Source organism: Variovorax sp. 278MFTsu5.1, from assembly GCF_048305045.1.
Lineage (GTDB): Bacteria > Pseudomonadota > Gammaproteobacteria > Burkholderiales > Burkholderiaceae_C > Variovorax > Variovorax guangxiensis.
The window spans coordinates 2,791,327-2,816,626 of sequence record NZ_CP157622.1 but is presented as its reverse complement, the minus strand read 5'-3'; the positions used below and the strand labels follow the sequence as shown (position 1 = coordinate 2,816,626).

Genomic DNA, 25,300 nt, shown 5'->3' with positions numbered 1-25,300 from the left:
ATTCACGGAGCCACCCGCAATGAGTCGATTCCTCGGCGAGATCCGCCAGCTTGGCTATGTCGTGCACGACATCGAAGCCGCCATGGACTACTGGAGCACCACGCTCGGCGTGGGCCCCTGGTTCTACAACCCCAGGGTGCCCATCAAAAACTACCGCTACAACGGCGAGGCGCACGAGCCCCACAACTCGGTGGCGCTGGCCAATTCGGGCTACGTGCAGGTCGAGCTCATCCAGACGCGCAACGACGTGCCCTCGATGTACCGCGACTTCCTCCGCGCCGGGCGCACCGGGCTGCAGCACGTGGCCTACTGGACCGCCGACTACGACGCCGACCTCGCGCGCCTCACCGCGCAGGGTTTCAAGCCGGTGATGAGCGGCGAAGTGGGCGAGCGCGGGCGCTTCATCTACTTCGACACCGAATACCACCCCGGCACCGTCATCGAGCTGTCGGAAGTGGCCGGCCCCAAGGGCCGCATGTTCGACCTGATCCGCAGCGCATCGCAAGGCTGGGACGGCAGCGACCCGGTGCGCCCCTTCCCCGAGCTGGACAAGCTGTGAGCGCAACGGCACCTGGATTCATCCGCGCGCGCTACCTGATCGAGACGCCGCTCGAGCCGGCCGCCGTGGCCGAGGTGATGGCGGGCGAGCAGTCCTGCGGCACCTTCACGCGCGTGGAGGGCGAGACCGACGCGCTGCGCGAGCGGGCTCGCGCCACGGTCGAGGCGATCACCGAACTCGAGGCGGCCGATGCGCCCTCGCTGCCCAACGCGCTGCTCGAACGCAAGGGCGCGAAGGGGCCGTGGCGGCGCGCGCATGTCGACATCGCGTTTCCGGTGGCGAACATCGGCGCCAACCTGCCGACGCTCGCGGCCACGGTCTCGGGCAACCTCTACGACCTGGGCGAGGTGACGGGGCTGCGGCTCGAATCGCTGCAGCTGCCGGCCGACTACCGCGCGCGCTTCGAAATGCCGCGCGCGGGCATCCCCGGAACGCGGCGCGCCACCGGCGTGGAAAGCGGCGCGCTGGTCGGCACCATCATCAAGCCCAACGTCGGGCTGCGGGCCTCGGAAACCGCCGAGCTGGTGGGCCGGCTGTGCGCCGCGGGCGTCGACTTCATCAAGGACGACGAGGTCTGCGCCGATCCCGCGCATGCCCCGCTGGCCGAGCGCGTTCCTGCCGTGATGGCCGTGGTGCGCGCGCACCGGGAGCGCACCGGCAAGCACGTGATGGTGGCCTTCAACATCACCGACGAGACCGACGCGATGAAGCGCCACGCCGACCTGGTCGAGCGCGAAGGCGGCTCCTGCGTGATGGCCAGCCTGAACTGGTGCGGGCACTCGGGCATCCAGACGCTGCGCAGGCATACCGGCCTGGCGCTGCACGGGCACCGCAACGGCTACGGCGCGCTGTCGCGGCATCCGCTGCTGGGCATCTCCTTCCAGGCCTACCAGACGCTATGGCGGCTGGCCGGCGTGGACCACATGCACGTGCACGGGCTGCGGGGCAAGTTCTCGCAGCCCGACAGCGAGGTGGTCGAATCGGCCCGCGACTGCTTCACCCCGCTGACCGAAGCGGCGGACGACCGCGTGATGCCGGCCTTCTCGTCGGGTCAATGGGCCGGCACGGTGCCCGCCACCTGGGCGGCCGTCGGCAGCGACGACCTGCTCTTCATGGCCGGCGGCGGCATCCTCGCCCACCCCGACGGCGCGGCGGCGGGCGTGGCGAGCATCCGCCAGGCCTGGTCGGCCGCGCGCGCGGGCATCGCGCTGGCCGACGCCGCCAGGGAGCAGCCCGAGCTGGCGCGCGCCCTCGCCTTCTTCGGCAAGCCATGACGCCCGGCGAGGCACCGGCGCCGGCCGTCGTCTATTACGGCGACGACTTCACCGGCGCGACCGACACCCTGGGCACCGCCGCGCGCGCGGGCCTGCGCACGCTGCTCTTCCTGAAGACGCCCGACGCGGCGCAGCTCGAGCGCGCCGGGCCGCTCGACGTGCTGGGCATCGCGGGCGCGGCGCGGGCCATGACGCCCGAGGAGATGCAGGCCGAGCTCCGCCCGGTGGCGGCGCTGTTCCGCTCGGTGGGCGCGCGCGTGCTGCACTACAAGACCTGCTCGACCTTCGACAGCGCGCCGCACATCGGCTCCATCGGCGCGGCTGTGCGGCTGCTGCGCTCGGCGGTGCAGCAGCCGTGGACCGCGATCGTCGGCGGCCAGCCCGGCCTGGGCCGCTACTGTCTCTTCGGCAATCTCTTCGCCGCGGCGGGAAGTGGCGGCGAAGTGTTCCGCATCGACCGCCATCCCACCATGAGCCGGCACCCCGTGACACCCATGGACGAGGCCGACCTGCGGCTGCACCTCGCAAGGCAGGGCCTGGCCGAGGTGCACTGCGTGCCCTTCACCGCAGCCTCCCGAGGCAGCGATGCACTCGACACCGCGCTGCGGCAGGCGCTCAACGCGCCGCCCGCGGACGCAGTGCTGTTCGATGTCGCGGATGCCGGACAGCTCGCGGCCATCGGCGAGGTGCTGTGGACACGCGCGCGGGGTGCGACCATGCTCGCCGTCGGCCCGAGCAGCGTGGTCGATGCGCTCGCCACGGCCATGCCCTCTTCCGGCCGCGCGCCGGGCGGGCAGCCGAAGCTGGCGCCGGCGCGGGGCCCGGTGCTGGTCCTCGCGGGAAGCCTGTCGCCCGTGACCGCGTCGCAGGTCGCGGCCGCGAAATCATTCGACGTCGTGTGGCTCGATGCGCAGCAGATGGCCCGGCGCAACGCGGGAACACTGGAAGACCAGGCGGACGCGATCGCCCGCGGCCTCGCGCAGGGGCGCAACGTGCTGGCCTGCACGCGCGCGCCGCACTCTAACGGCGCCTCCGGCATGCCTGCGGCCGCGGACCTGGACGCGCAAGCCCTTGCCCGCGCGGGCGGCGACCTGCTGGCTGCCGTGCTGGCGAAACAGCCGCTCGGGCGCATCGGCGTGGCCGGCGGCGACACATCCAGCCACGGCATACAGGCGCTGGACGTCTGGGGGCTGTCCTACGCCGCCGACATGGGCGCCGGCGCATCGCTGTGCCGGGTGCACAGCGACGACGCGTCGCTCGACGGCATGGAAGTCATGCTCAAGGGCGGACAGATGGGCACGCTGGACGTGTTCGAGCGGCTGGTGCACGGCTGATCAAGCCTGCCCCTGCGCTCCTTCGGTGCGGTCGTGCACCCATCGCATGGCCTGCTGCTCCGCATGGCGCAGCGCCTCTGCCTCGGTGCCGTAGGAAGCGTTGTCGGTATCGGCAGGCAGCTCGATGTCGTCCTCGCCCACGGAGGGCGCACGGCAGATCACGACGGGCCGGTAGGTCTGGTCGTCGAGCCGCTCGGCGCGGCACAGGAAGAGCCGGCCGCGGTAGCTGAAGGTGACGAGGCGTTCCTCGAAGGCTGGCGGTGTGGCTTGTTGCATGGCTGAGTCCTTTCTTCTTTCGATGCTTGTCTTTCCAGGAGAAAAGGGGCGCGGCGCATGCGCAGCCCGAACGTCGTTCCAGGCCTACAGACATAACACCCGCGCCGCGCCAAGGTGGCGCCATGACACATCCCATCGAACTCACCATCGAGGAGCCGCTGCCGGGTGCATTTGTCTGGCAGCTGCTCGAAACCGACGATCAGGGAAAGCGCCCGCGCGTGCTGCGCAAGGCCTTCGAGCCCGCGGAGAGCTACGAGCTGGCTCTTTCCTCGGGCCAGCGCGCCTTGCAAAGCGAAATCCGGCATCGCGCGCCGCACGAGGCAAGCGCAACCTGAGTGCGCAGCCGCGTCCGGCTTACGCCGGAGCGGCGCTCTTTTGTTCGGTTCTGTTCTGGCTTGGCGCCGGCTGCCGAGCCGCCCCGCCCTGTCGCAGAGGAGCCCGTGCGCCGGCGGAAGGCCGGCGAGGCGATTTCAGGCGTGGAGCCCGAAATCCCTGATGGTGAGCGTGATGGCGCTGCCCGGGGTCGCCCTGTAGCGCGCGATGGCCGCGGGCTCTATGGCGTAGAAGTGCTCCTGGCACGCGTCGAGCAGGTGCTCGCCCATTACGCGAACGCCGAATTCGTCGTGCAGCGTTTCCTCGGAAATCTGCGCGAGTACACGCGGGCCGCCAGGGCCGTCGGGATAGAAGGCAAAGCGCACGCTCGCACTGTCGAAGCAGTAGATGCCTTCGAAATTCGTCATCTCTGATGTCTCCTTGCTGCCGCAATTCGCGATTCCGCGATTCGCTCGCGGGTCGGCGGCGATTGAGCGCGCACCGCGCGGCGTCGGGAGGGAGAAAGAAGCGCATGCGCATGCAGGAAACGTCCTACACGGATCGAGGCGCCATCTTTCACCCGGAAACGGCCATGGCTTGGTTTTCCGCGCGCCGATGAGGCGAAGATCAGGACCTCCCGATTCGCACTTCGCTGCATGCTCTTTTTTCTCTCCGCCGCAAGGCCTGCCCCGATGACCGCAACCCTCACGCTCCCTGCCCGGCTCCGCCCGCGCAGCGTCGCGTCCGCCCTGGCCGTTGCCGCGCTCGCCCTCCAGCTGGCTGCGTGCGGCGGCCCCAGCGAGGCACAGCGCCAGGCGGCGGTGACCACGGCGCCGCCCACCGACTGCACGGCCTGGGTCGGCACCGACCGCAACGCGATGATGGGCGGCTACCTGCTGCCGAAGAATCCGAAGGACGCCAAGGGGCCCAAGGTCTGCGTGCCGGTGCTGATGACGGCCAACCACCCGCCGGCCGGCTACGCGGGCGGCAACTACTACATCGGCGAGTTCACCGACGACAAGCTCAAGGCCCGCTGGCGCGCCTGCAAGGAAGACCCGGCCTGCTTCAGGCGCATCGACGCGCAGATGCAGCGCTGGCTGCCGCCCAACAAGGAACGCGCCACGCGCTCGACCGGCGTGGTCGACCCGTCGGGCCGGATCGATCCGGACAGCGCCAACGTCGACCTGAAGCAGATCCGCCGGCCGGCATTCTTCGCCAGGGCACCCTACCGCGAAGGCATCGCCGAGGCCGATGCACGCACCTACGTGGTGGAGTTCACCGCGCCGCGCGACACCTTCGAGCGCATCGACCTGAAGATGACCGGCGACATCAAGCTGCGAGGCTGGTACATCGAGGGCGCCGGCATCGACGACGGCAAGGGGAAGAAGACGCGCGCGCTGGTCGTCATGGCGCCGGGCGGCGGCGGGCAGCTCACGGCCATCCAGCATCCCGACGAGGTGGCGTACCGCGTCGACCAGAAGACCGGCAAGACCGTGCCGGTGAGCTTTCCCAACGCGACCACCGAGACCATGGGCCAGCGCTGGTGGCGCGAGAACCTGTACGCGCTCAATCAGGCCGGCTTCGACGTGCTGGCCTACGACCGGCGCGGCGAGGGCCTCTCGGGGGGCTTCAGCGACACCAACACACTGGAGCAAGGCGAGGACGTGTTCCGCGCGCTCACGGCGCTGGAGACCGGGCGCGGCCTGCGCATCCTCACGCCCAGGGGCGAACTGCTGGAAGGCGAAGCGACGCGGGGCCGGCTGCTGGCGGGCATGCCGGCCAGCGAGATTCCGCTGGTGCTCGGCGGGTATTCGCGCGGCTCGATGTCCACCGCCTGGGCAATGACGAAGAACTACGTCGCCCAGTGCAGCTTCGACATGCCCCAGCCCAACTGCACGCCGCCCAAGGGCCTGCGCAACATCCGCGGCGCGCTGCTGCTGTCTTCGTTCGCGAGCGGCGCGGGCTACGTGGGCGACTCGCCCGACCTGGCCGACCGCAACCTGTTCCTGGGCGGCATGGCGGCGGAGCACCACATCGTGTTCTATCCCAACTCGTCGACGCTGGCGGGCATGGACCGCTGGCCCGCCGCCTTCTTCGGCAAGGGCCTGTGGGACCGCGCCGAGACGCTGGAAGGCACGGTGGCGGCCTACAACCGCATCCGCGGCCTGAAGGAGATCGTGCTCGCCCGCGGGCCGCATTCCATCGAGACCTGGCCCGAATCGGACCGCGCCTACCTGCGCGAGCGCATGGTGGTGTTCGCCAAGGGGCTGATCGTCGGCGGGCGCACCATCCCCGGGGCGCGGCCGTGGAAGGACTTCAAGTCGCTGGTGGCGACCACGCCGGACTCGTGGGAGCCGTCGTCGCGGCCGAAGGGGCCCTGAGGCCGCGGCGCCGGGTTGAAAACCGGGCGCGCACCGCCACTTCCTTCAGGTTCAGCCGACCGAAAGAAGAGGTGCTCCATGGGCGCGCGCGACGAATTCATTCTTGACTCCTACTCGGCCACCGTCACGCAGGTGGCTCACACCGCCAGCGCGGCGGTCGCCCACATCAAGGTCCGGAAACCGGCACAGCGCGGCAATGCCGCGGCCCACGGCAGCGGCTCCGGCTTTCTCTTCACCCCAGACGGCTTCACGATCACCAACGCCCACGTGGTCGAGGGCGCGGGCGAGTTGCGAGCCGCGTTCGCCGACGGCACCGAGAGCGTGGCGCGGCTGGTAGGCACGGATGCCTCCACCGACATCGCCGTGCTGCGCATCGAGTCGCACCCCAGTGCCTTCCTGCCGCTGGGCAGCTCGGCCGCGCTTCAGCCTGGACAGCTGGCAGTGGCGGTCGGCAACCCGCTGGGCTTCGACTTCACCGTGACCGCCGGCATCGTGAGCGCGCTGGGCCGCAGCCTGCCCTCGCGCGGCGGGCGGATGATCGAGGACGTGATCCAGACCGACGTGGCGCTCAACCCCGGCAACTCGGGCGGCCCGCTGCTGGACAGCGCGGCGCAGGTGATCGGCGTGAACACGGCCGTGATCCCGTCGGCGCAGGGCCTGAGCTTCGCGGTGGCCATCGACACCGCCCGCTGGGTCGCCGGCGAGCTGATGCGCCACGGCGCGGTGCGGCGCGGCAAGCTGGGCGTGCAGTGCGCGGCGGTGGCCCTGCCCCGGCGCTGGGTGCGCGAGAACGAATGGCCGGTGGCCACCGGCGTGCGGGTGGTCGAGGTGGTGGCCGGATCGGCCGCCGCGCGCGACGGGCTGCGCGCCGGCGACATCCTCATCGGCTGCGACGGCGTGCCGCTGGCCCAGCTGTCGGACCTGCTCAAGCGGCTGGCGGGCGAAGGCTACGGAAAGCCGCTGCTGCTCAAGCTGCTGCGGCCGGTGGCCGGCACGCTCACGCCCTTCTACCTGACGGTGACGCCGGGGGGCTGAACCCCGGCCCGGCCGGCGCAACGACAATAGGCCCCTGCACCGAACGAAGCACCGTCAGGAGAAAACCGTGTCCACCGTCACCATCACCCCCAAAGTCGCCACCAGCAACGAGGCCCCCTTCGTCCTCTTCGGCGGCGTCAACGTCCTCGAATCGAAGGACCTCGCCATGCGCAGCGCCGAGGAATACGTGCGCGTCACGCAGAAGCTGGGCATTCCCTATGTGTTCAAGGGCAGCTTCGACAAGGCCAACCGCTCCTCCATCCACTCCTACCGCGGCCCCGGCCTCGACGAGGGCCTGAAGATCCTGCAGGCCGTGAAGGACGGCTTCGGCGTCCCGGTGATCACCGACGTGCACGAAGTCGCCCAGGCCGCGCCCGTGGCCGAGGTGGTCGACGTGCTGCAGCTGCCGGCCTTCCTGGCCCGCCAGACCGACCTGGTGGTGGCGCTGGCGAAGACCGGGCGGGTCATCAACATCAAGAAGCCCCAGTTCCTGAGCCCCTCGCAGATGCTCAACATCGTCGAGAAGTTCAAGGAAGCGGGCAACGACAAGCTGATCCTCTGCGACCGCGGCACCTGCTTCGGCTACGACAACCTCGTGGTCGACATGCTGGGCTTCGGCGTGATGAAGAAGGTGTCGCAGAACCTGCCCATCATCTTCGACGTGACCCACGCGCTGCAGCAGCGCGAGGCCGGCGCCGCCGCATCGGGCGGCCGCCGCGAACAGGTGGCCGACCTGGCGCGCGCCGGCATGGCCGTGGGGCTGGCGGGCCTCTTCCTCGAAGCCCATCCCGACCCGGCCCAGGCCAAGTGCGATGGCCCGAGCGCACTGCCGCTGGACAAGCTGGAGCCCTTCCTCACGCAGATCAAGGCGCTGGACGACCTGGTGAAGTCCTTCCCGCCGCTGAAGATCTGAGTGGCGGGGCCGGCAGCCGGCCGGTGCTCCCGCAAGGCTTCATCAGAAGTTTTCTAAAGTTTTCAATTGATCGGCCGATAACCAGCGTTGGAGGGCAGCCCGAGGGCTGCCCTCCTTCCTCTCATTCCTGGTTTCCGGAGTTCGATCATGTTCCTGAGCAACGTCTCAATCGGCAAGCGCCTGGCCATCGTGCTGGGCATCATCCTGGCGCTGTTTCTCGCCACCAGCGCCGCCGCGGTATGGAAGCTGCAACAGCTCAGCCGCGAGATAGAGACCATGATCGAGGACAACGTGAAGACCGAGCGCGCCGGCTCCGACTGGCTGCGCCACACCACCGCCGGCGTGCAGCGCGCCGCGGCCATCGCCAAGAGCAGCGACGCCAGCCTGATCGACTATTTCGCGCCGGCCACGGCGGCGTCGATCAAGAACACCAACGAGCTGCAGAAGTTCATCGAGGAGAAGCTGGTACAGCCCGACGAGCGCGCCCTGCTCGAGAAGGTCGCGGGCCTGCGCAAGGCCTACCTGGCCGCGCGCGAGGAAGTGAGCAAGCTCAAGCTCGCGGGCGACCTGCAGGGCGCCAACCGCGTGTTCGACGCGCAGTTCCAGCCCACCTCGGTCAGCTACATCGCCGGCGTGCAGCAGGTGGTGGACATGCAGCGCGAGCATCTGGACGCCGCCGCCGTCCGCGCCAACGACCTGCGCGCGCAGACCGGCACCCTGCTGATCGTGTGCTCCGCCGTGAGCCTGGTGCTGGGCACCCTGCTGGCCTGGATGCTGGCGCGCAGCATCACCCGGCCGCTGCGCAGCGCCGAGGCCATCGCGCAGGCCATCGCCGAGATGGACCTGACCGGCAATCCCCAGGCCAGCTACGCCGGCGACGAGACCGGCCACCTGCTGCGCGCCCTCGACCAGATGCGCACCGCCTTGCAAGGCTCGCTGGCGCAGGTGCACGGCGTGGTGGCGAACGTGTCGACCGCCAGCACGCAGATCGCCGTGGGCAACCAGGACCTGTCCTCGCGCACCGAGGAGCAGGCCAGCTCGCTGGAGCAGACCGCCGCCTCGCTGGAGGAGCTGACCTCCACCGTGAAGCAGAACGCCGACAACGCGCGACAGGCCAACCAGCTGGCCACCTCCGCTTCGGAAGTGGCGGCGCGCGGCGGCAGCGTGGTGTTCCAGGTGGTGGAGACGATGGGCTCGATCAATGCCTCCTCGCGCAAGGTGGTGGACATCATCAGCGTGATCGACGGCATCGCCTTCCAGACCAACATCCTCGCGTTGAACGCGGCCGTCGAGGCCGCGCGCGCGGGCGAACAGGGCCGCGGCTTCGCGGTGGTGGCTTCCGAAGTGCGCAGCCTCGCGCAGCGCTCGGCAGCCGCGGCCAAGGAAATCAAGTCGCTGATCGGCGATTCGGTCGAGAAGGTCGAGGAAGGCAGCCGCCAGGTGGCCGACGCGGGCCGCACGATGGAAGAGATCGTCGGCAGCGTGAAGCGGGTGACGGACATCATGGGCGAGATCAGCGCCGCGAGCCAGGAGCAGACCTCGGGCATCGAGCAGATCAACCAGGCCGTCACGCAGATGGACCAGACGACTCAGCAGAACGCGGCGCTGGTCGAGCAGGCCTCGGCGGCGGCACAGTCGCTGCAGGAACAGGCGGGCAGCCTGTCGCGCATCGTCGGCAAGTTCAGGCTGGAGCAGCAGCATCGCCAGAACCACGCTGACGAGACCCCGGGCATCGGGGCCGGCCGCCTGCAGCTGATTGCGGCACGCTGAAAAGGAAAGAAAGAGAAACAGGCGAAAAGACCGGCAAGGGCTGCGCACCGGAGAAAGAGGCGAAACTAGGCGCCAGCCTTTCTCCCCCCGGAGCCCAATTTGTCGTCATCCAAAGCCGCCCGCATCGCCCTCTCCGCCTCGGCCGCCGCGATCGGGAGCATCGCCGCCTACTGGACACTGCTCGCCGCGCGCCAGGGGCACATCCTCTTCAACGCCCGCAAGCTGCCGGTCGTTCCGCTGTCCGACGATTTCTCGACCTACTCCCACACCGTGCCGGGCGGCATGGTGCGCGGCTATGTCTACCACCCGCAGGGCGAGGAGGCGCTGCAGGACCTCTTCATCTACTTCGCAGGCCGCGGCGAGGACGTGCGCGCCACCGCGCAGACGCTGCACTGGCTGCCCGAGGGCTTCGGCTTCGCGGCGGTCAACTACCGCGGCGTGGCCGACTCGCAGGGGCATCCGTCCGAGATCGCCTCGGTGCAGGACGCCTGCCAGTTCGCCAGGCACCTGCGCAAGGCCTTTCCCCACGCGCGCCTGCACGTGGTGGGCCGCAGCCTGGGCACGGGCGTGGCCATCCAGCTCGTGGCGCGGCAGGAGTTCGCGAGCCTGCAGCTGGTGACGCCCTACGACTCGATGCTGGAGGTGGCGAAGAAGCGCTTTCCGCTGGTGCCGCTGTCGCTGCTGCTGCGCCACCAGTTCAACTCGCTGGAGCACTGCAAGGAAGTCGCGGCCAAGACGCAGGTGCTGCTGGCCGAGACCGACGACGTGGTGCTGCCCGAGCGCTCGCAGAAACTCATCGCGGCATGGCCCACGCCCGTCAGCGTGACGACCGTGCCGGCTTCGGACCATCACAACATCATGGGCCTGGAAGCGACCTGGCTGCACCTCGTCGACTTCGCGCTGACCTCGGTGCTGCCGGAGCTGAAGGAAGCGTAGCCGGCCGCGCGGCCGCTACCGGTAGTGGCCCGCCATGAAATCGATGAAGGCGCGCACAGAGGGCTGAACATGCCGCGTGCGCGGATACAGCGCCGCATAGGTGCGCTGCCCCAGCGTGACCTCCGGCAGCACGCGGACCAGGGCGCCCGACTGAATGTCGGCGCGCACCGTGTGCCATGTCAGCGCGGCAATGCCAAGGCCGCTTCTCGCGGCCGAGTACAGCGCGGTGATCGTGTCGCAGGCGAAGCGCCCTTCCGGCTTGAATGACTGCTGCCGGCCATCAGGCATGTGCAGCGTCCAGTGCGCGGGACTTTCGGGCCCGTTGTGGAGCAGGCACTGGTGCTTCGACAGCTCGTCCGCCGCTGCGGGAACACCGTGCTCCACCAGGTAGCGCGGTGCGGCGACAAGCACCATGTCGGAGACCGCCAGCGTCCTCGCCATCATCGAAGCGTCTTCAAGTCCGGCGCTGATGCGCAAGGCCACGTCGATGCCTTCGGCGACCAGCTTCGTGAAGCGGTCGGTGCAGACCACCTCCAGCCGGATGCCCGGATGGCGCGACTGGAACGCCGGCAGCCACTCGGGCAGCTCGAGCGTCGCGATCGCCAGCGGCATGCTCACCTTCAGCGTGCCCGAGGGCGCCTTGCCATCGGCCGCGACATCCGCCTGCGCGGCATCGAGCCGCGAAAGGATGTCGGCGCAGGCGGCGTAGTAGCGGCTGCCCGCCTCGGTCAGCGTGATGCCGCGCGTGTCGCGCCGCACCAGCTGCGCGCCCAGCGATTTCTCCAGCGCCTGCAGCTGGCGCGAGAGGCTGGAGTGCGTCGTGTCCAGCGACTGGGCTGCCGCCGAGAGGCTCTTTGCCTGCGCGATGCGTTGAAAGGCACGCATCGCCTTGACCTGATCCATGCGCCGCCCTCCCGCGGGTACTTCAGAAGCCGCGCATTTTCCGTCAGGCGACCGGCAGGGCCAGGATCTGCGAAGTGCTCAGCACGTCGCCGAAGGTGTCCTCGATCTCGGCCAGCGCCGCGCGGTGCAGGCTGTCGTGCGACACGGTGTCGCCGTTCTCGCGGCGGATCGCGCGGGTGGCGGTGGCATCGGAAGACACGACCACGTCGAAGCCCTGCGGCCCTGCGTCGCGGGCGGCGCCGGCCACGCAGGCATGGGTCATCAGGCCGGCGATCACCAGCGTCTGCACGCCGGCCGAGCGCAGTTGCTGCGCGATGTCGGTGCTCGCGAAGACGCTGACGGTGGTCTTCTGCACGACCTTGTCGCGCGAGCGGGGCTGCATCTCGGGGTGGAAGGCGACGGTCTTGCCGCCCCTGGCGAAGGTGGCTGCGCCTTCGGGTGCGATGTGCTGGATCTGGAAGACGGGCATCGCGTGCTGGTCGGCCCAGGCCAGCAGGCGCCTGGTCTGGGCAGCGGCGCGCGCGCCGTCGGCAATGGGCATGCGGCCGGTGAAGTATTCGTTCTGGAAGTCGATCACCAGCAGCGCCGTCGCGTTGCGGCGCAGTTGCTGTATCGGCTTCGCGCCCGACATCGCGCGGATGGTGGGCGTGGGCAGCGGCTGCGTTGTTGCAGCCGCTGCCGCCGAGCCGCCGACGATGCCGGCCGCATACGGCGCGACGAGCACGCCCATGAGTCCGCGGCGGGAGAGTCCTGATGAGAAAGACATGTTTGCTGTTCCTGTAGGTCCATCGAAATCGATGGGGGAAAGTCTAGGAACGGCCTTCCTTCACGCCTAGGCGGGCGCGGCGACAAGTGTTGTGCGGGATGCGCACAGCACCCCGAGCCTTCAGCGCGAAGAAGTATTTGCCGCGATTCCGTCGAGCAGCACATCGAGCGCCTGCCCGGCGCTGAGCATCAGGGTGTCGATCTGCGCATCGGGCGTGCGCATCACGCCCACGCCCAGCAATGCCGAGAGGCCATGGACCATCGCCCAGCAGGTGTGCGAAAGCTGCCGGGCATCGCCCTCGCGGAAGGTGCCATCGGCCTGACCGTCGCCCACCAACTGGAGCAGCTGGTCGAAAAGTCGCGCGCCGGCCTGCACCAGCCCTTCGTTCGAGCGCGATTGAGCTACCGCGCCGAACATGTGGGCCAGCAGCCGCGGCGACCTCAACCCGAAGCCGACATAGGCGCTGCCGCAGGCCTTGAGCCTCGAACGGGCGCCGGCGGGAGCCGCGTCGATCGCCGACTGGCAGGCCGCCTGCATCTCGTCGAAGCCCTGCAGCGCCACGGCCTCCATCAGCGCGCGCTTGTCCTGGAAATGGCGGTACGCGGCGGTGTGCGAGACGCCCACGGCCTTGGCCATCTCGCGCATCGAAAGGCCGTCGAGGTTGTCGCGCTCCATCTGCTCGCGGGCATAGGCAAGAAGGCCCGCCTTGAGATCGCCGTGGTGGTACGAAGAGGATGAAGAAGAGGAGGAAGAGGAAGACGAGGTCGTGCTCATCGGCAATGCCCTGATGTTGACAGTGGAAACTATACGCCCGCACAATGTTTCCACTGTAAACACACGTCATCCGTCATGAGCTTTCTCTTCTTCATCTCCTCCTTCGGCGTGATCGCCTGGGCTGTCTCCCATCTGCTGAAGCGCCCACTAGGCCTGCGCGCCGCCATGCGCTGGGGCATGGGCCTCGGCTTCCTGTTCACCGGCGTCGACCACTTCGTGAGCGCCTCCACGCGCTACGCGCCGATGATTCCCGACGCCCTCGCCGGGCACGCGCTGGCCTGGGTCTACCTGACCGGCGTTGCGGAGCTTGCCGGCGGGCTGGGCCTGCTGGTCCCGGCGCCGGTCTACCGGCGCCTCGGCCTGCCCAACCTGCAGCGGCAGGCGGGCATCTGGCTCTCGGTGATGCTGGTCTGCGTGGTCAGCGCGAACATCAGCGTCGCGCTCAAGGGGCAGACGGTGCAGGGGTTGGAGTTCGGCGCGTGGTACTTCTGGATCCGGCCGCTGTTCCAGCCCGTTTTTATTGCATGGGCGCTGTATTGCTCCGGTGTCTGGCCCCGGCAGGCACCGCAGTCGCGCGTGCCGCAGCCGAAGAACGGGAAGCTCGCGGCCTGAAGCGGCAAAGCAACACAAACTGTCAACGCGGAGGCCGCCATCAAGATAATCCGCCTCCATGGACTCCCTCATCGCCGCCTCCGCCCGCGCCCTTGCCGCGGGCGATGCGCTCGGAGCGCTCAAGCGGGTCGCCCTGCGCGACGATCCGCCGGCGCTGGCGCTGCGCGGCATCGCGATGGCCCAGCTCGGCGAGCATCCGCGTGCGCGCGAGTTGCTGCGGCGCGCCGCGCGCGGCTTCGGTGCGCATGAGGAGCTTTCGCGCGCTCGCTGCATCGTCGCCGAGGCCGAAGTCGCCCTGGCCATGCGCGACCTGGGCGGATCGACACGCTCACTGGCGCATGCCGCCACCGCGCTGGAATCGCACGAGGATCACGCCAATGCAGTGCAGGCCCGGCTGATCGCGGCGCGCCGCCTGCTGCTGCTGGGCCGGCTCGAAGACGCGGAGGCGGCCCTCGCTCATCTCAACACGCGCGGCCTGCCACCTTCGCTGACGGCGGTGGCCGAGCTTGCGACGACAGAACTGTCGCTTCGCTCATTGCGCATCGCGGCTGCGCAGGCCTCGCTCGCCCGTGCGCACGAAGCAGCGGTTCGCGCGCGCGTGCCGGCCCTGCTCGCAGAAGTCGCCGAGGCCCAAGCCGCCTTCGAGCGCCCCGCCGCCCGGCGGGTCGGCTCCGGCGGCGAGCAGCCGCTGCGCCTGGGCGAAGTCGCCGCCCTCCTCGCCTCGGACACGCTGGTGGTCGACGCCTGCCGCCGTGGCCTGGGCGCCGGCGATGCGTGGCGGCCTCTGGCGCGGCGGCCGGTGCTGTTCTCGCTGGCACGCTCGCTCGCCGAGGCATGGCCGGGCGATGTCGATCGCGAGGCCCTGATCGAAAGCGCCTTCCGCACCCGCCACCCCGACGAAACGCATCGCGCGCGCCTGCGCGTGGAGATAGGCCGGCTGCGCGCGCTCGTCCAAGCGATGGCGAGCATCGAGGCCACGCCGCGCGGCTTCGTGCTCCGGCCGCACGGCGAGCGCGGCGTCGCGGTGCTGGCACCGCCCATCGACGGCGAACAGGCCTCGCTGGCGGCGCTGCTTTCCGATGGCGCCGCATGGTCCACCTCGGCCCTTGCGCTGGCGCTGGGGGCCAGCCAGCGCACGGTGCAGCGCGCGCTGGTCGAGCTGGAGGCACAGGGCCGGGTGCGTTCCATCGGCAAGGCCCGGTCGCAGAAGTGGCTCGCGCCGCCGCTGGCCGGATTCACGACGATCTTGTTACTCCCCGCTGCGCTGCCTATTGAATAGAGTTGGCTCCAGGCGCCTGTTCCGGGGCGCTTCACACAAGGAGCCAACGATGAGCAGCAAGACAGGCAAGAGCCATCCCACGGTACGCGCCGCCGAGATCGTGCGCGAATACGGCCCGTTCGGCGGCGCCGGCCAGGTCCACGGCGTGACCCACGACGGCCGCCGCGTATGGGCCGCCACCGGCGCGAAGCTGGTGGCCTTCGACCCCGCCAGCGGCGAGGCCAGCCAGACGCTGGACGTCCCCTGCGACGCCGGCACCGCCTTCGACGGCAAGTACCTCTACCAGATCGCCGAGTCGCGCATCGACAAGATCGACCCGGCCACCGGCAAGGTGCTGGCGTCGATCCCCTCGCCCGGCAACGGCTACGACTCGGGCCTGACCTGGGCCGAGGGCAGCCTGTGGGTGGGCCAGTACCGCGACCGCAAGATCCACCAGGTCAACCCCGAGACCGGCGCCGTGGTGCGCACCATCGAGTCGAACCGCTTCGTCACCGGCGTGACCTGGGTCGACGGCGAACTCTGGCACGGCACCTGGGAGGCGGAGGAAAGCGACATCCGCCGCATCGACCCGCAGACAGGCGCCGTGCTGGAGCGGCTCGAAATGCCGCGCGGCGCGGGCGTGAGCGGGCTCGAGTCCGACGGCGCCGGTCTCTTCTATGCCGGGGGCGGCGCCAGCGGCAAGGTCCGCGCGGTGCGCCGTCCCCAGTCCAGCCACTGACCCAGGAGCCACCATGAACACCACGACCATCGAAGCCCCCGAAACGACGAACCACCGCGTCGTCTCCAGCGAGCAGTGGCTCGCGGAACGCAAGGCATTCCTTGCACGCGAAAAGGAACTGACACATCTGCGCGACCAGATCGCCCGCGAGCGCCGCGCGCTGCCATGGGAGCGCGTGCAGAAGAACTACGTCTTCGACACGCCCGAGGGCAAGCGCACGCTGGCCGATCTCTTCAAGGGCCGCAGCCAGCTGCTGGTGCAGCACTTCATGCTCGGCCCGGACTGGGAGCAAGGCTGCCAGAGCTGCTCCTTCATGGCCGACCATACCGACGGCATGAACGTGCATCTCGCGCACCGCGACATCACGCTGGTGGCCGTCTCGCGCGCGCCTCTCGCGAAGATCATGCAGTTCCGCGAACGCATGGGCTGGCGCTTCGACTGGGTGTCGTCGCACGGCAGCGACTTCAACCTCGACTTCCACGTCAGCTTCACGCCCGAGGAGCTGGCCACCGGCGAGGTCTACTACAACTACGGCAAGCTGCCCTTCCCGCACGACGAGGCGCCCGGCATCAGCGCGTTCTACAAGAGTGAAGCAGGCGAGGTGTTCCACACCTACTCGACCTTCGGCCGCGGCGTGGAAGTGATGATGGGCGCCTACAACATGATGGACCTCATGCCCAAGGGCCGCGACGAGCGCGATGTGCCCTACAAGATGGACTGGGTGCGCCACCACGACCGCTACGAGTCGCAGACGGAAACGCCCGCCATCGGCGCGTGCTGCTGCGACAGGCAGGCCTGAGGCGCGAGCGGCGGCAGCCTCGACGCGTGAAGGCGACGACATCATGGCAAGCCTCTGGCAATGGCTCGCGGTCGCGGGAGCCGGCGCGCTTCACGGGCTGAACCCCGCCTCCGGCTGGGTCTTCGCGGCCGCCAGCGGCCTCCGGTCGGGAGACCGTTCGCGGGTGCTGCGGGCATTGGTGCCGATCGCCCTCGGGCACGCCGCGTCCGTAGCGCTCGTGGCTGGCGCAGTGGTGCTCGCTCCCTCGATGGATCGCGTCGCCCTGCAGTGGGCGGCGGGCATGCTGCTCGTCGCCGTGATCGCGCATCACATGTGGCGCGGCAGCAAGACCGGCCACGCCGGGCTCGCACTCTGGTCCTTCATGATGTCCACCGCCCACGGCGCCGGACTGATGCTGGTGCCGGCGCTGATCCCGCTTTGCATGAGCGAAGCGCCGGCGGCCCGGGAGATCACCGCGTCGGGCTCGCTGGCGCTGGCTTTCGCGGCAGTCGGCGTGCACATGGCGGCGATGCTGACGGTCACGGGTGCGGTCGCGGTCGGGGCGAGCCGCGGCTTCGACGTCGCACTCGCGCTGTTCCAGCGGCGGCCGTACGGGGAGCCAAAGCCTCGACGCTAGCGCTTGCGGGAACCGCCGCCCTCGCCCTTCGCGGCGGTGACCAGCCCCGCGCTCTCGACGAAGCCATGGATCAGCTTCAGCCGCGGTGAAGCCCTGAGCCACAGGATGCCGAAGCGCCGCGTTTCCGAGGGCAGCGGCAGCGGGATCTTCACGATGCGCTGCCCTTCGAGCAGCGGTGAAGCGATGTCGGGCACGACCGACACGCCCAGGCCCCGGTCGACCATCATCGCGATGGCCAGCAGCGAACTGAGCTCGAAGCGCTCCTGCGGCACGATGCCGGCGGCGCGCAGGTAGCGGTCGGCCTGCTTGCCGCCGCCGAGGTTGCGGTCGTAGCGGATCAGCGGCGAGGTGCGCAACAGCTCGTGCGGGTCGCGCCGCGCGAGGCGGCTGGGTGCGAGCAGCACCAGGGGCTCCTCGCGCAGCAGCGCCCAGTCGAATGTCTTGGCGAGCGCGAACTGCGGATACAGGCACACGGCCGCGTCGAGATCGCCCTGCTGCATCGCCTTGTAGAGCGTGGCGGTGGTGCCCGACTGCAGGAACACCTTGACGCCCGGATGCGTCTTCACGAAGCGCGCGAGGATGTCCGGCAGCAGGCTGTGGATGGCCGTGTTGATGGTGCCGATGACCAGTTCGCCGCCCGCCGACTCGCTGCCCAGCAGCGCCTTGATGTCGCTCACCTCGCGCAGCAGCGTGCGCGCCCGCTGCACCAGCCGGTGGCCGGCCTCGGTCGGCTGCACGGTGCGGCCGGCGCGCGCGAGCAGCGGCGCGTTGAGCTCGCGCTCCAGCGCGCGGATCTGCTGCGCCACCGCGCCGGGCGTGAGGTCGAGCCGGCGCGCGGCCTCGGACATCGAGCCCGACTCCACCACCAGAAGAAAGCTTTGCAGGTAGGCCGTTTCCATGAAGATAGATTTTCTGCGATGTGATCGCAGTGAACAGCTGTTTTTCTCTTCTCATGAACTGCCGACACTGCCCTCATGAGAAGCAAACTCTTCGTTCCCGGCACCCGCCCCGAACTGTTCGCCAAGGCGCTTGCCGGCGAGGCGGACGCCATCAGCCTCGACCTGGAAGACGCCGTGTCCGAGCCGCGCAAGGACGAGGCGCGCGAGACGGTGCGCCAGTTCCTCGAGAGCGGCGACGCGGCTTCGTCGCGCAAGACGCTGATCGTGCGCGTCAACGCCATGGATACGCCGCATTTCGAGCGCGACATTGCGGCGGTCGCGCGCACCGGCGTGCACCTGATCAACCTGCCCAAGCCGCAGAGCCCCGCGCATGTGCGCGCAGCCGCCGAAGCCATCGAGCGCGCGGAGCAGGCCAACGGCGTGCAGGCGCCCATCGGACTGCTGCTGAACATCGAGACGCCCGCCGCCCTGCGCATGGCCGCCGAACTCGCGCTGGCGCATCCGCGCGTGGCGGGGCTGCAGCTGGGGCTGGGCGACCTGTTCGAGCCGCTGGGCATCGCCCGGCGCGAGCCCTCGGCGATCCGCCAGGCGATGTTCGCGGTGCGCATTGCCGCTGGCGAGGCGGGCCTGTACGCCTACGACAGCGCCTTCGCCGACATCCGCGACGCCGAGGGCTTCCGTGCCGAGGCGAAGCTGGCGCGCGACCTGGGCTTCCTGGGCAAGACCTGCATCCACCCGAGCCAGATCGCCATCGCCAACGAGGTGTTCCGCCCGACCGACGAGGAGATCGCGCACGCCCGCAAGGTGGTCGAGGCGGCGCGCGAAGCCGACGCCAAGGGCGTCGGAGCGTACGTGGTGGACGGAAAGATGATCGACATCCCCTTCGTGATCCGCGCGCGCGCCATCGTAGAGAGCGCGCGCAGCCTCGGTCTGATGCCAAGCTGATTCCAGGCTGACCCTGCTTCATCATCCATAAGAAAACCGGAGACAAGACAGATGCGTATTCCCTCGTTCCTTCGCCCGCGCGCGCTCGCCGCAGCCTCGACAGTCGTGCTTGCCGCGCTGGGCGGCACCGCGCTCGCGCAGGCCGCCTACCCTTCCAAGCCCATCACCATCGTCGTGCCCTACCCGGCCGGTGGCTCCAACGACACCTTCGCGCGGCAGGTGGCGAAGGAGCTGGGCGACCAGCTCAAGCAGCCGGTCATCATCGACAACCGCCCCGGGGCGAGCGGCAACACCGGCACGGGGCAGGTGGCCAAGGCAGCGCCCGACGGCTACACCCTTGTAGCCGTGTCTTCGAGCATGACGACCAACGCGGCGGTGCAGTCGAAGCTGCCCTTCGACCCGGTCAAGGGACTCGCGCCGGTGGCGATGTTCGCCAAGGGGCCGTTCATTGTCGCGGTCAACAACGAGTTCCCCGCGAAGACGCCGGCCGAACTCATCGCCGCCATCAAGGCGAAGCCGGGCCAGTACAACTACGCCTCCTCCGGCTCGGGCAGCGTCAACCAGTTCGGCACCGAGCTGCTGAAGGCCAAGGTGGGCGACCTGCAGATCGCGCACATCCCGTACAAGGGCATGGGCCCGGCGGTGACCGATCTCGTGGGCAACCAGACGCAGTTGCTGATCTCCAGCGGCCCCTCGCTGCTGCCGATGGTGCGCGCCGGCAAGCTGCGCGCGGTCGGCATCACGAGCCTGAAGCCGAGCCCCATCGCACCCGACCTCACACCCATTTCGACTGCGGTGCCCGGCTACGAGTTCGAACTCTGGTGGGGCCTGCTGGCGCCGGCGGGCACGCCGCCCGACGTGATCGCGAAGCTGAACGGCGCGGTCAACCAGATCCTGTCGAAGCCCGAGATCGCGGCCAACTTCCTGCGCGAAGGCGCCATCGCCACGCCGCTCACGCCGGCGCAGTTCGGCACCGTCATCGCCGAAGACGTGGAGCGCTGGAAGAAGCTGGCGAAGCAACAGAACATCACCGCAGACTGAACAAGGAAAGAGAAAGCCCATGAGCCACACCGCCCCTGAGGACACGCGCCTGCCAGAGCGCCAGGGCCCCGCCGGGCCGCTGAGCGGCCTGCGCGTGCTCGACCTGAGCGCCTACATCGCGGGCCCGTACGGCTGCTCGCTGCTGGCCGACCAGGGCGCGGAAGTCATCAAGATCGAGCCGCCCACGGGCGACAACCTGCGCAAGTACCCCTCGACGCTGGAGGCCGAGAGCCGCGCCTTCATCGGCGTGAACCGCAGCAAGCTGGGCGCGGTGCTCGACCTGAAGAACCCCGAGGACCTGGCCGCGCTGATGGAGCTGGTGCACGGCGCCGACGTGCTGGTGCACAACTTCAGGCCCAGCGTGCCACCGCGGCTGGGCATCGCCTACGAGCAGTTGAAGACGGTGAACCCGCGGCTCATCTACTGCGCCGTCACCGGCTACGGCGAGACCGGACCGCTGCGCGAGAAGGCCGGCTACGACCAGGTGCTGCAGACCATGACCGGCATGTGCGCGCTGCAGGGCAAGCGCGGAGAGCCGCCCGAGATCATCTACGGCTCTGTGGTGGACTACTACGCGGCCGCGCTGGTGGCCGCGGGCGTCGCCTCGGCGCTGTACGAGCGCGAGAAGAGCGGCGAAGGCCAGTTCGTGGGCGTCTCGCTGCTGCGCTCGGCGCTCACGATGCAGTCGGCGCGCATGGTGTGGGCCGAGGGCGAGCCCAAGGAAGTGGGGCGCGACATGCGCTCCGGCGGCATCACCGGCATCCACCCCACGCGCGAGGGGCACATCTACATCTCGGCCAACACGCCGCACTTCTGGCAGGCGCTGTGCGCCAAGGTCGGCCTGGCCGAACTGGCAGCCGACGAGCGCTACGACTCGGTGCGCAAGCGCGCCCAGCATGCGGCCGAGATCGTGCCCAGGCTGCGCGCCGCGCTGGCCGGGCGCACCGCGCTCGAATGGGAAGAGATCTTCGGCGAGGACGTGCCCTGCTCCGCCGCGCGCACGGTGGAAGACATGTTCGACAACGAGCAGGTGCTGGCCGAGGACATGGTCGCGAACATTGCGCACCCGACCCTGGGCTCGTACCGCGGCTTCACCCGCCCGGTGCGCTTCGGCCGCACGCCGGGGCCCGAGCCCTTCGCGGCGCCCACGCTGGGGCAGCACACCGCCGCCGTGCTGGCCAAGCGGCGCACGGGCGACTGAGCCATGGCCGACGAGATCGACGTGCCGCACAGCGCGGGCACGCGCAAGCCCGCCATCGCGGCGCCCGAGGGCGCGTGCGACGCGCACATCCACGTGTACGACCGCCGCTTTCCGATGCACGGCGCGCCCGATGCGATGCTCGACCACGCCACCGCCGAAGACTATCGCCTGCTGCAAACGCGCACCGGCACGCAGCGTACGGTGGTCGTGCAGCCGCGCGTGCACGGCACCGACAACAGCGTGACGCTGGCTGCCATCCAGGCCCTGGGCGCGCATCGCACGCGCGGCGTGGCGGTGGTGCGGCCCGAGGTGAGCGATGCCGAGCTGAGGCAACTGCACGAGGGCGGTATCCGCGGCATCCGCTTCACGCTGTACACGGCGGCGAACGCGGCGACGGACTTCTCCATGGTCGAGCCGCTGGCCCGTCGCGTTGACGCGCTCGGCTGGCACGTGCAATTGCACTGGAGCGCCGACCAGATCGCCGCGCATTCGGCGCTGCTCGATCGCCTGCCCTGCACGGTGGTGTTCGACCATCTCGCGCGGCTGCCGCAGCCCGACGGGCTCTCGCACCCCGCCTACCGCATCGTGAGCCGGCTGCTCGACAACGGCCGCACCTGGATCAAGCTCTCGGGCGCCTACCTCGACTCCGCAGCCGGCGCCGAGGGCGGCTACGCCGACACCGTCGACGTCGCCCGGGCCTGGGCGACGCAGGCGCCCGAGCGCGTCGTGTGGGGCAGCGACTGGCCCCACCCGACCGAACGCCCGGCCAAGCCCGACGACGCGCAGCTCTTCGACCTGCTGGGCCGCTGGGTGCCCGACGAGACCGCGCGCCGCCGCGTGCTGGTCGACAACCCCGCGCGGCTCTACGACTTTCAATGAACCCCAAGACCCGAGACATCGAGATGAAGAAGCGACTCCTCCTGAAATCCATCGCCGCACTGGCCGCCAGCGCCGCTCCCCTGCTGGGCTGGGCCGCCTGGCCCGACAAGCCGATCCGCATGGTGGTGCCTTATGCCGCAGGCGGCGGCGCCGACAACACGGCACGCATCGTCGCGCAGCAGATGAGCGCCGCGCTGGGCCAGCAGATCGTGATCGACAACAAGCCGGGCGCGGGCGGCGTGATCGGCGCCGACAACGTGGCCAAGGCGGCGACCGACGGCTACACCGTGCTGTACGACGCCTCGGCGTTCTCGGTGAACCCCTCGCTGCGCAAGCTGCCCTTCGACGCGGCGAAGGACTTCATTCCGGTGTCGCTGGTGGCCACGGCGCCGCAGATCCTGGTCGTGCCCGCGAGCGCGCCCTACAAGACGGTGCCGGAGTTCATCGACTACGCGCGCAAGAACCCGGGCAAGCTGAGCTTCGCGTCGGCCGGCGGCGGCACCGGCTCGCACCTGGCGGGCGAGGCACTGAACGAGCAGGCGAAGATCAACCTGATGCACGTGCCCTACAAGGGCGGCGCGCCCGCGCTGACCGACGTGATGGGCGAGCAGGTGTCGGCCTACTTCGGCAACGTGGCCTCGACGCTGAGCTACGTGAAGAGCGGCAAGCTGCGCGCGCTGGGCGTGAGTTCCAGCAAGCGCGTGCCGGGGTTGCCCGATGTGCCGACGCTGGCCGAGTCGGGCCTGCCGGGCTACAACGTGGTCGAGTGGAACGGCGTGTTCCTGCCCAAGGGCACGCCGGCCGATATCGTGCAGAAGCTGGGCAAGGCGGTGCAGGCCGCCGTCAACGCCCCCGCAGTGAACCAGAAGCTGCTGCAGCTCGGCCTGGAACCGGCCGGCACGACGCCGGAGGCCTTCGCGAAGTTCGTGAAGGACGAGACCGGCAGGGTGAGCGCGCTGGTCCGCGCGCGCAACATCAGGGTCGACTGACCCTCGCGCCCGGCGGAGTGTGAAACGGGTGTGAAACGTAGTGTGCGGGCAGCGTCCCGCAGATACACAGGAATACGCAATTCGCTGCGCGCGCAGGCGGCCCGGCGAAGAATCGGCTCCGTTCACAGACGAACGTCCGTCACTCTTCCGAAGGAACCGCCATGCGCTTTCGCTCTTCCGCCCTCTATTTCGCAGTCGCCGTCGCCGCCTCGGCGGCCGCCCTCACGCTGACCTTCGCCGCGCCCTCGCCGTTCGGCGGCGATGTTCCCGCCAGCGAGGCTGCACCGGCGCCGGAATTCCAGAACATCGACAACTGGCTCAACTCGCAGCCGCTCAAGCTCAGCGAGCTGCGCGGCAAGGTGGTGCTGGTCGACTTCTGGACCTACACCTGCATCAACTGCCTGAACCACCTTCCCTACGTGAAGGACTGGAACCAGAAGTACAAGGACAAGGGCCTGGTGGTGGTCGGCGTGCACACGCCGGAGTTCGCCTTCGAGAAGTCGACGAAGAACGTGAAGGACGCCATCGAGCGCCTGCAGATCAAACACGCGGTTGCGCAGGACAACAGCTACGGCACCTGGAAGGCCTTCAGGAACCAGTACTGGCCCGCCGTGTACCTGATCGACAAGCAGGGGAAGATCGTCTACTCGCACTTCGGCGAGGGCAGCTACGGGACCACAGAGAAGAAGATCCAGGCGCTGCTGGCCGAACCTGCGCCCGCCGCCAGCACTGCGGCTCCTTCGGGAACCTGAAGCCGCGCGGAGCAGCAGACATGAAGAAACTCTGGCTCGCCCTGCTCTTCTTCGCGGGCGGCGTCGCGCATGAAATCCGCAATCCGGTGAGCTGCCAATGCATCTCGTCCAGACGGGAAGACGGCACGCGCAAGCCGTCGAAGTGAAGCTGAGACCGCTCTACTTCGCTGGATGATTCCGGCGGTAGAGCTCCCACTCCTCGATCTGCCTGCCATCCGGAAGCTCGCAGATGCCGTACTGCCCCTTGTCGTTCGACCTCAGGAGCGTCTTGCCCCCGAGGCTCTTGCAGTAGACCGACGCCGGGTTCGCCATGCCGACCGGCGGCGGCGCAGGCCGTGGCGGCTCGGGCTGGGCACACGCGGTGACCAGCAGAAGCGAAAGAAGCGCGCCCGCCGGGAGGAACAGTGGCTTGATCATTCCGCGAGTGTAGGCCCGCGGCTTCGGCCTCAGTCCAGCGCCTCGACGGCCGACGAGAAGACGTAGCCCTCGCTGCGCACCGTCTTGATGTAGCGCGGCTCGCGCGCATCGTCGCGCAGCCGCTGGCGCAGGCGGCTCACCAGCAGGTCGATGGAGCGCTCGAAGAGCTCGGCCTCGCGGCCCTGGGTGAGGCTCAGCAGCTGGTCGCGGCTCAGCACCTTCTGGGGATGGTCGAGAAACACCATCAGCAGCCGGTACTCCGCGCCGCTGAGCGCCACCATCACGCCGCTGTTGTCGATCAGGTTGCGCGCGGTAGTGTCGACCTGCCAGTCGCCGAAAGCCAGCCTCGAGGCCGACTCGGTGGAGCGCATGTTCGGCGGCAGCATGCGCGTGCGGCGCAGCACCGAGCGGATGCGCGCCAGTAGCTCGCGCGCGGAAAACGGCTTGGCCAGGTAGTCGTCGGCGCCCATCTCCAGGCCGAGGATGCGGTCGGCCTCCTCGCTTCGCGCGGTGAGCATCAGGATGGGCGTGGCCTTGTACTTGCCGGTGCGCAGGTCGCGGCACAGCGTGAGGCCGTCTTCGCCCGGCAGCATCAGGTCGAGGATGATGAGATCGAAGGGCCCCGACTCCTCCAGCGCCGCGCGCATGTGCCGCCCCGTGGGCACCGTCACCACGCGCAGGCCGTTCTTGACCAGGTAGGTGGAGAGCAGTTCGCGGATTTCCCGGTCGTCGTCGACGATGAGGATGTGGTCGGAGGTCTTGGCGATGTTCATGGCGGTGCGGCGAGGCGCCCGAGGAAAAGCGGGCAGGTGCAATGTAGCCCGGACAGGCGCCGGATCGGGCGGTTTTGTATTCCCGTGTATCCCGGGGGCCGGACGGCCACACTATGTTGCTCGGCTGGCGCCGTGGCTGTGGGCGCG

Annotated in this window: 29 protein-coding genes; 21 read left to right on the top strand and 8 right to left on the bottom strand. The window is 69.5% G+C overall.

The features are described 5' to 3' along the window. The first annotated feature begins 19 nt into the window (after nt 1-19). The 3 genes from ABL844_RS13070 to ABL844_RS13060 are packed head-to-tail and all read left to right on the top strand — an operon-like array spanning nt 20 to nt 3,167. Complete coding sequence (locus ABL844_RS13070; RefSeq protein WP_369658565.1) at nt 20-559, top strand: VOC family protein; 540 nt, start codon at nt 20-22, stop codon at nt 557-559. Next, nucleotides 556-1,833, top strand: a complete 1,278-nt coding sequence (locus ABL844_RS13065; protein ID WP_418131559.1) for a ribulose-bisphosphate carboxylase large subunit family protein — start codon at nt 556-558, stop codon at nt 1,831-1,833. Before ABL844_RS13070 ends, ABL844_RS13065 begins: the two co-directional genes overlap by 4 nt. After that, complete coding sequence (locus tag ABL844_RS13060) at nt 1,830-3,167, top strand: four-carbon acid sugar kinase family protein (protein ID WP_418131558.1); 1,338 nt, start codon at nt 1,830-1,832, stop codon at nt 3,165-3,167. The genes ABL844_RS13065 and ABL844_RS13060 overlap by 4 nt, the downstream gene beginning before the upstream one ends. Here ABL844_RS13060 and ABL844_RS13055 read toward each other — a convergent pair whose 3' ends face one another. Beyond that, nucleotides 3,168-3,443, bottom strand: a complete 276-nt coding sequence (locus tag ABL844_RS13055) for a hypothetical protein (RefSeq protein ID WP_126018505.1) — start codon at nt 3,441-3,443, stop codon at nt 3,168-3,170. It abuts the gene before it with no gap. 122 nt (nt 3,444-3,565) lie between these two features. On the opposite strand from ABL844_RS13055, the gene ABL844_RS13050 reads away from it, so the two are divergent. Then, nucleotides 3,566-3,778: a hypothetical protein gene (locus ABL844_RS13050; RefSeq protein WP_418131557.1), complete on the top strand. Its 213-nt coding sequence runs from the start codon at nt 3,566-3,568 to the stop codon at nt 3,776-3,778. A 135-nt stretch (nt 3,779-3,913) separates the two neighbouring features. Here ABL844_RS13050 and ABL844_RS13045 read toward each other — a convergent pair whose 3' ends face one another. Then, nucleotides 3,914-4,183 carry a hypothetical protein gene (locus ABL844_RS13045; RefSeq protein WP_126018501.1) on the bottom strand — a complete coding sequence of 90 codons (270 nt, stop codon included), beginning with the start codon at nt 4,181-4,183 and terminating at the stop codon, nt 3,914-3,916. Nucleotides 4,184-4,447: 264 nt separating this feature from the next. On the opposite strand from ABL844_RS13045, the gene ABL844_RS13040 reads away from it, so the two are divergent. The 5 genes from ABL844_RS13040 to ABL844_RS13020 all read left to right on the top strand — a co-directional run bounded on the left by ABL844_RS13040 (nt 4,448) and on the right by ABL844_RS13020 (nt 10,790). Next, entirely contained in the window at nt 4,448-6,136 is a 1,689-nt protein-coding gene (locus tag ABL844_RS13040; protein ID WP_418131556.1) for a hypothetical protein, read from the top strand. Nucleotides 6,137-6,214: 78 nt separating this feature from the next. After that, entirely contained in the window at nt 6,215-7,171 is a 957-nt protein-coding gene (locus ABL844_RS13035; protein WP_418131555.1) for a S1C family serine protease, read from the top strand. 67 nt (nt 7,172-7,238) lie between these two features. Then, nucleotides 7,239-8,084, top strand: a complete 846-nt coding sequence (gene kdsA / locus ABL844_RS13030) for a 3-deoxy-8-phosphooctulonate synthase (protein WP_126018497.1) — start codon at nt 7,239-7,241, stop codon at nt 8,082-8,084. Nucleotides 8,085-8,231: 147 nt separating this feature from the next. Then, nucleotides 8,232-9,854 carry a methyl-accepting chemotaxis protein gene (locus tag ABL844_RS13025; RefSeq protein WP_418131554.1) on the top strand — a complete coding sequence of 541 codons (1,623 nt, stop codon included), beginning with the start codon at nt 8,232-8,234 and terminating at the stop codon, nt 9,852-9,854. Between the two features lie 99 nt (nt 9,855-9,953). Further along, on the top strand, nt 9,954-10,790 hold the full coding sequence (locus tag ABL844_RS13020) for an alpha/beta hydrolase (protein WP_418131553.1): 837 nt from the start codon (nt 9,954-9,956) through the stop codon (nt 10,788-10,790). 15 nt (nt 10,791-10,805) lie between these two features. On the opposite strand, the gene ABL844_RS13015 is transcribed toward ABL844_RS13020, so the two are convergent. From ABL844_RS13015 to ABL844_RS13005, 3 genes are all read right to left on the bottom strand, one after another. Beyond that, complete coding sequence (locus ABL844_RS13015; RefSeq protein ID WP_418131552.1) at nt 10,806-11,693, bottom strand: LysR family transcriptional regulator; 888 nt, start codon at nt 11,691-11,693, stop codon at nt 10,806-10,808. Nucleotides 11,694-11,736: 43 nt separating this feature from the next. Then, nucleotides 11,737-12,423 carry an isochorismatase family protein gene (locus tag ABL844_RS13010; protein ID WP_418131900.1) on the bottom strand — a complete coding sequence of 229 codons (687 nt, stop codon included), beginning with the start codon at nt 12,421-12,423 and terminating at the stop codon, nt 11,737-11,739. A 156-nt stretch (nt 12,424-12,579) separates the two neighbouring features. Further along, the gene (locus tag ABL844_RS13005; RefSeq protein ID WP_418131551.1) at nt 12,580-13,233 is read right to left on the bottom strand and encodes a TetR/AcrR family transcriptional regulator; all 654 of its coding nucleotides are present in this window, start codon (nt 13,231-13,233) and stop codon (nt 12,580-12,582) included. A gap of 75 nt (nt 13,234-13,308) precedes the next feature. Between ABL844_RS13005 and ABL844_RS13000 the strand changes: the two genes are divergently transcribed. The 5 genes from ABL844_RS13000 to ABL844_RS12980 are packed head-to-tail and all read left to right on the top strand — an operon-like array spanning nt 13,309 to nt 17,257. Then, nucleotides 13,309-13,845, top strand: coding sequence for a DoxX family protein (locus tag ABL844_RS13000; RefSeq protein WP_418131550.1), 537 nt, complete (start codon nt 13,309-13,311; stop codon nt 13,843-13,845). A gap of 58 nt (nt 13,846-13,903) precedes the next feature. Beyond that, on the top strand, nt 13,904-15,124 hold the full coding sequence (locus ABL844_RS12995; protein ID WP_418120049.1) for a helix-turn-helix domain-containing protein: 1,221 nt from the start codon (nt 13,904-13,906) through the stop codon (nt 15,122-15,124). 49 nt (nt 15,125-15,173) lie between these two features. Beyond that, the gene (locus ABL844_RS12990; protein WP_126018483.1) at nt 15,174-15,842 is read left to right on the top strand and encodes a DUF6923 family protein; all 669 of its coding nucleotides are present in this window, start codon (nt 15,174-15,176) and stop codon (nt 15,840-15,842) included. Between the two features lie 13 nt (nt 15,843-15,855). Continuing rightward, nucleotides 15,856-16,641, top strand: a complete 786-nt coding sequence (locus ABL844_RS12985) for a DUF899 domain-containing protein (RefSeq protein WP_418131549.1) — start codon at nt 15,856-15,858, stop codon at nt 16,639-16,641. Between the two features lie 43 nt (nt 16,642-16,684). Continuing rightward, nucleotides 16,685-17,257 (top strand): hypothetical protein, encoded by a 573-nt coding sequence (locus ABL844_RS12980; RefSeq protein ID WP_184641911.1) that lies wholly within the window; start codon nt 16,685-16,687, stop codon nt 17,255-17,257. On the opposite strand, the gene ABL844_RS12975 is transcribed toward ABL844_RS12980, so the two are convergent. Then, the gene (locus ABL844_RS12975; RefSeq protein ID WP_418131548.1) at nt 17,254-18,156 is read right to left on the bottom strand and encodes a LysR family transcriptional regulator; all 903 of its coding nucleotides are present in this window, start codon (nt 18,154-18,156) and stop codon (nt 17,254-17,256) included. The two genes, ABL844_RS12980 and ABL844_RS12975, sit on opposite strands and share 4 nt — an antisense overlap. Nucleotides 18,157-18,231: 75 nt before the next feature. Here ABL844_RS12975 and ABL844_RS12970 point away from each other — a divergent pair, with 75 nt between their 5' ends. The 7 genes from ABL844_RS12970 (at nt 18,232) to ABL844_RS12940 (ending at nt 24,109) form a co-directional block, all read left to right on the top strand. Then, nucleotides 18,232-19,101 (top strand): HpcH/HpaI aldolase/citrate lyase family protein, encoded by an 870-nt coding sequence (locus tag ABL844_RS12970; protein WP_418131547.1) that lies wholly within the window; start codon nt 18,232-18,234, stop codon nt 19,099-19,101. 51 nt (nt 19,102-19,152) lie between these two features. After that, nucleotides 19,153-20,142 carry a tripartite tricarboxylate transporter substrate binding protein gene (locus ABL844_RS12965; RefSeq protein WP_418131546.1) on the top strand — a complete coding sequence of 330 codons (990 nt, stop codon included), beginning with the start codon at nt 19,153-19,155 and terminating at the stop codon, nt 20,140-20,142. 19 nt (nt 20,143-20,161) lie between these two features. Continuing rightward, nucleotides 20,162-21,343 (top strand): CoA transferase, encoded by a 1,182-nt coding sequence (locus ABL844_RS12960; protein WP_418131545.1) that lies wholly within the window; start codon nt 20,162-20,164, stop codon nt 21,341-21,343. A gap of 3 nt (nt 21,344-21,346) precedes the next feature. Beyond that, on the top strand, nt 21,347-22,222 hold the full coding sequence (locus tag ABL844_RS12955) for an amidohydrolase family protein (protein WP_418131544.1): 876 nt from the start codon (nt 21,347-21,349) through the stop codon (nt 22,220-22,222). Nucleotides 22,223-22,245: 23 nt separating this feature from the next. Beyond that, the gene (locus ABL844_RS12950; protein ID WP_418131543.1) at nt 22,246-23,211 is read left to right on the top strand and encodes a tripartite tricarboxylate transporter substrate binding protein; all 966 of its coding nucleotides are present in this window, start codon (nt 22,246-22,248) and stop codon (nt 23,209-23,211) included. A gap of 161 nt (nt 23,212-23,372) precedes the next feature. Then, entirely contained in the window at nt 23,373-23,963 is a 591-nt protein-coding gene (locus ABL844_RS12945; RefSeq protein ID WP_418131542.1) for a thioredoxin family protein, read from the top strand. 20 nt (nt 23,964-23,983) lie between these two features. Then, nucleotides 23,984-24,109 carry a hypothetical protein gene (locus ABL844_RS12940; RefSeq protein ID WP_418131541.1) on the top strand — a complete coding sequence of 42 codons (126 nt, stop codon included), beginning with the start codon at nt 23,984-23,986 and terminating at the stop codon, nt 24,107-24,109. A gap of 13 nt (nt 24,110-24,122) precedes the next feature. Here the strand turns inward: ABL844_RS12940 and ABL844_RS12935 are convergent, their stop codons facing one another. Together ABL844_RS12935 and ABL844_RS12930 are read right to left on the bottom strand one after the other, a co-directional pair. Continuing rightward, on the bottom strand, nt 24,123-24,380 hold the full coding sequence (locus ABL844_RS12935) for a DUF333 domain-containing protein (protein WP_126018455.1): 258 nt from the start codon (nt 24,378-24,380) through the stop codon (nt 24,123-24,125). A gap of 29 nt (nt 24,381-24,409) precedes the next feature. Next, the gene (locus tag ABL844_RS12930; protein WP_418131540.1) at nt 24,410-25,153 is read right to left on the bottom strand and encodes a response regulator; all 744 of its coding nucleotides are present in this window, start codon (nt 25,151-25,153) and stop codon (nt 24,410-24,412) included. Between the last annotated feature and the right edge of the window lie 147 nt (nt 25,154-25,300).

Excerpts from the sequence above, each read along its gene's own strand:
- ABL844_RS13070 (WP_369658565.1), top strand. The coding sequence starts at position 20 with ATGAGTCGATTCCTCGGCGAGATCCGCCAGCTTGGCTATGTCGTGCAC.
- ABL844_RS13060 (WP_418131558.1), top strand. The coding sequence starts at position 1,830 with ATGACGCCCGGCGAGGCACCGGCGCCGGCCGTCGTCTATTACGGCGAC.
- ABL844_RS13055 (WP_126018505.1), bottom strand. The coding sequence starts at position 3,443 with ATGCAACAAGCCACACCGCCAGCCTTCGAGGAACGCCTCGTCACCTTC.
- ABL844_RS13050 (WP_418131557.1), top strand. The coding sequence starts at position 3,566 with ATGACACATCCCATCGAACTCACCATCGAGGAGCCGCTGCCGGGTGCA.
- ABL844_RS13045 (WP_126018501.1), bottom strand. The coding sequence starts at position 4,183 with ATGACGAATTTCGAAGGCATCTACTGCTTCGACAGTGCGAGCGTGCGC.
- ABL844_RS13040 (WP_418131556.1), top strand. The coding sequence starts at position 4,448 with ATGACCGCAACCCTCACGCTCCCTGCCCGGCTCCGCCCGCGCAGCGTC.
- ABL844_RS13035 (WP_418131555.1), top strand. The coding sequence starts at position 6,215 with ATGGGCGCGCGCGACGAATTCATTCTTGACTCCTACTCGGCCACCGTC.
- ABL844_RS13025 (WP_418131554.1), top strand. The coding sequence starts at position 8,232 with ATGTTCCTGAGCAACGTCTCAATCGGCAAGCGCCTGGCCATCGTGCTG.
- ABL844_RS13015 (WP_418131552.1), bottom strand. The coding sequence starts at position 11,693 with ATGGATCAGGTCAAGGCGATGCGTGCCTTTCAACGCATCGCGCAGGCA.
- ABL844_RS13010 (WP_418131900.1), bottom strand. The coding sequence starts at position 12,423 with ATGGGCGTGCTCGTCGCGCCGTATGCGGCCGGCATCGTCGGCGGCTCG.
- ABL844_RS13005 (WP_418131551.1), bottom strand. The coding sequence starts at position 13,233 with ATGAGCACGACCTCGTCTTCCTCTTCCTCCTCTTCTTCATCCTCTTCG.
- ABL844_RS13000 (WP_418131550.1), top strand. The coding sequence starts at position 13,309 with ATGAGCTTTCTCTTCTTCATCTCCTCCTTCGGCGTGATCGCCTGGGCT.
- ABL844_RS12995 (WP_418120049.1), top strand. The coding sequence starts at position 13,904 with ATGGACTCCCTCATCGCCGCCTCCGCCCGCGCCCTTGCCGCGGGCGAT.
- ABL844_RS12990 (WP_126018483.1), top strand. The coding sequence starts at position 15,174 with ATGAGCAGCAAGACAGGCAAGAGCCATCCCACGGTACGCGCCGCCGAG.
- ABL844_RS12985 (WP_418131549.1), top strand. The coding sequence starts at position 15,856 with ATGAACACCACGACCATCGAAGCCCCCGAAACGACGAACCACCGCGTC.
- ABL844_RS12980 (WP_184641911.1), top strand. The coding sequence starts at position 16,685 with ATGGCAAGCCTCTGGCAATGGCTCGCGGTCGCGGGAGCCGGCGCGCTT.
- ABL844_RS12975 (WP_418131548.1), bottom strand. The coding sequence starts at position 18,156 with ATGGAAACGGCCTACCTGCAAAGCTTTCTTCTGGTGGTGGAGTCGGGC.
- ABL844_RS12970 (WP_418131547.1), top strand. The coding sequence starts at position 18,232 with ATGAGAAGCAAACTCTTCGTTCCCGGCACCCGCCCCGAACTGTTCGCC.
- ABL844_RS12965 (WP_418131546.1), top strand. The coding sequence starts at position 19,153 with ATGCGTATTCCCTCGTTCCTTCGCCCGCGCGCGCTCGCCGCAGCCTCG.
- ABL844_RS12960 (WP_418131545.1), top strand. The coding sequence starts at position 20,162 with ATGAGCCACACCGCCCCTGAGGACACGCGCCTGCCAGAGCGCCAGGGC.
- ABL844_RS12955 (WP_418131544.1), top strand. The coding sequence starts at position 21,347 with ATGGCCGACGAGATCGACGTGCCGCACAGCGCGGGCACGCGCAAGCCC.
- ABL844_RS12950 (WP_418131543.1), top strand. The coding sequence starts at position 22,246 with ATGAAGAAGCGACTCCTCCTGAAATCCATCGCCGCACTGGCCGCCAGC.
- ABL844_RS12945 (WP_418131542.1), top strand. The coding sequence starts at position 23,373 with ATGCGCTTTCGCTCTTCCGCCCTCTATTTCGCAGTCGCCGTCGCCGCC.
- ABL844_RS12940 (WP_418131541.1), top strand. The coding sequence starts at position 23,984 with ATGAAGAAACTCTGGCTCGCCCTGCTCTTCTTCGCGGGCGGCGTCGCG.
- ABL844_RS12935 (WP_126018455.1), bottom strand. The coding sequence starts at position 24,380 with ATGATCAAGCCACTGTTCCTCCCGGCGGGCGCGCTTCTTTCGCTTCTG.
- ABL844_RS12930 (WP_418131540.1), bottom strand. The coding sequence starts at position 25,153 with ATGAACATCGCCAAGACCTCCGACCACATCCTCATCGTCGACGACGAC.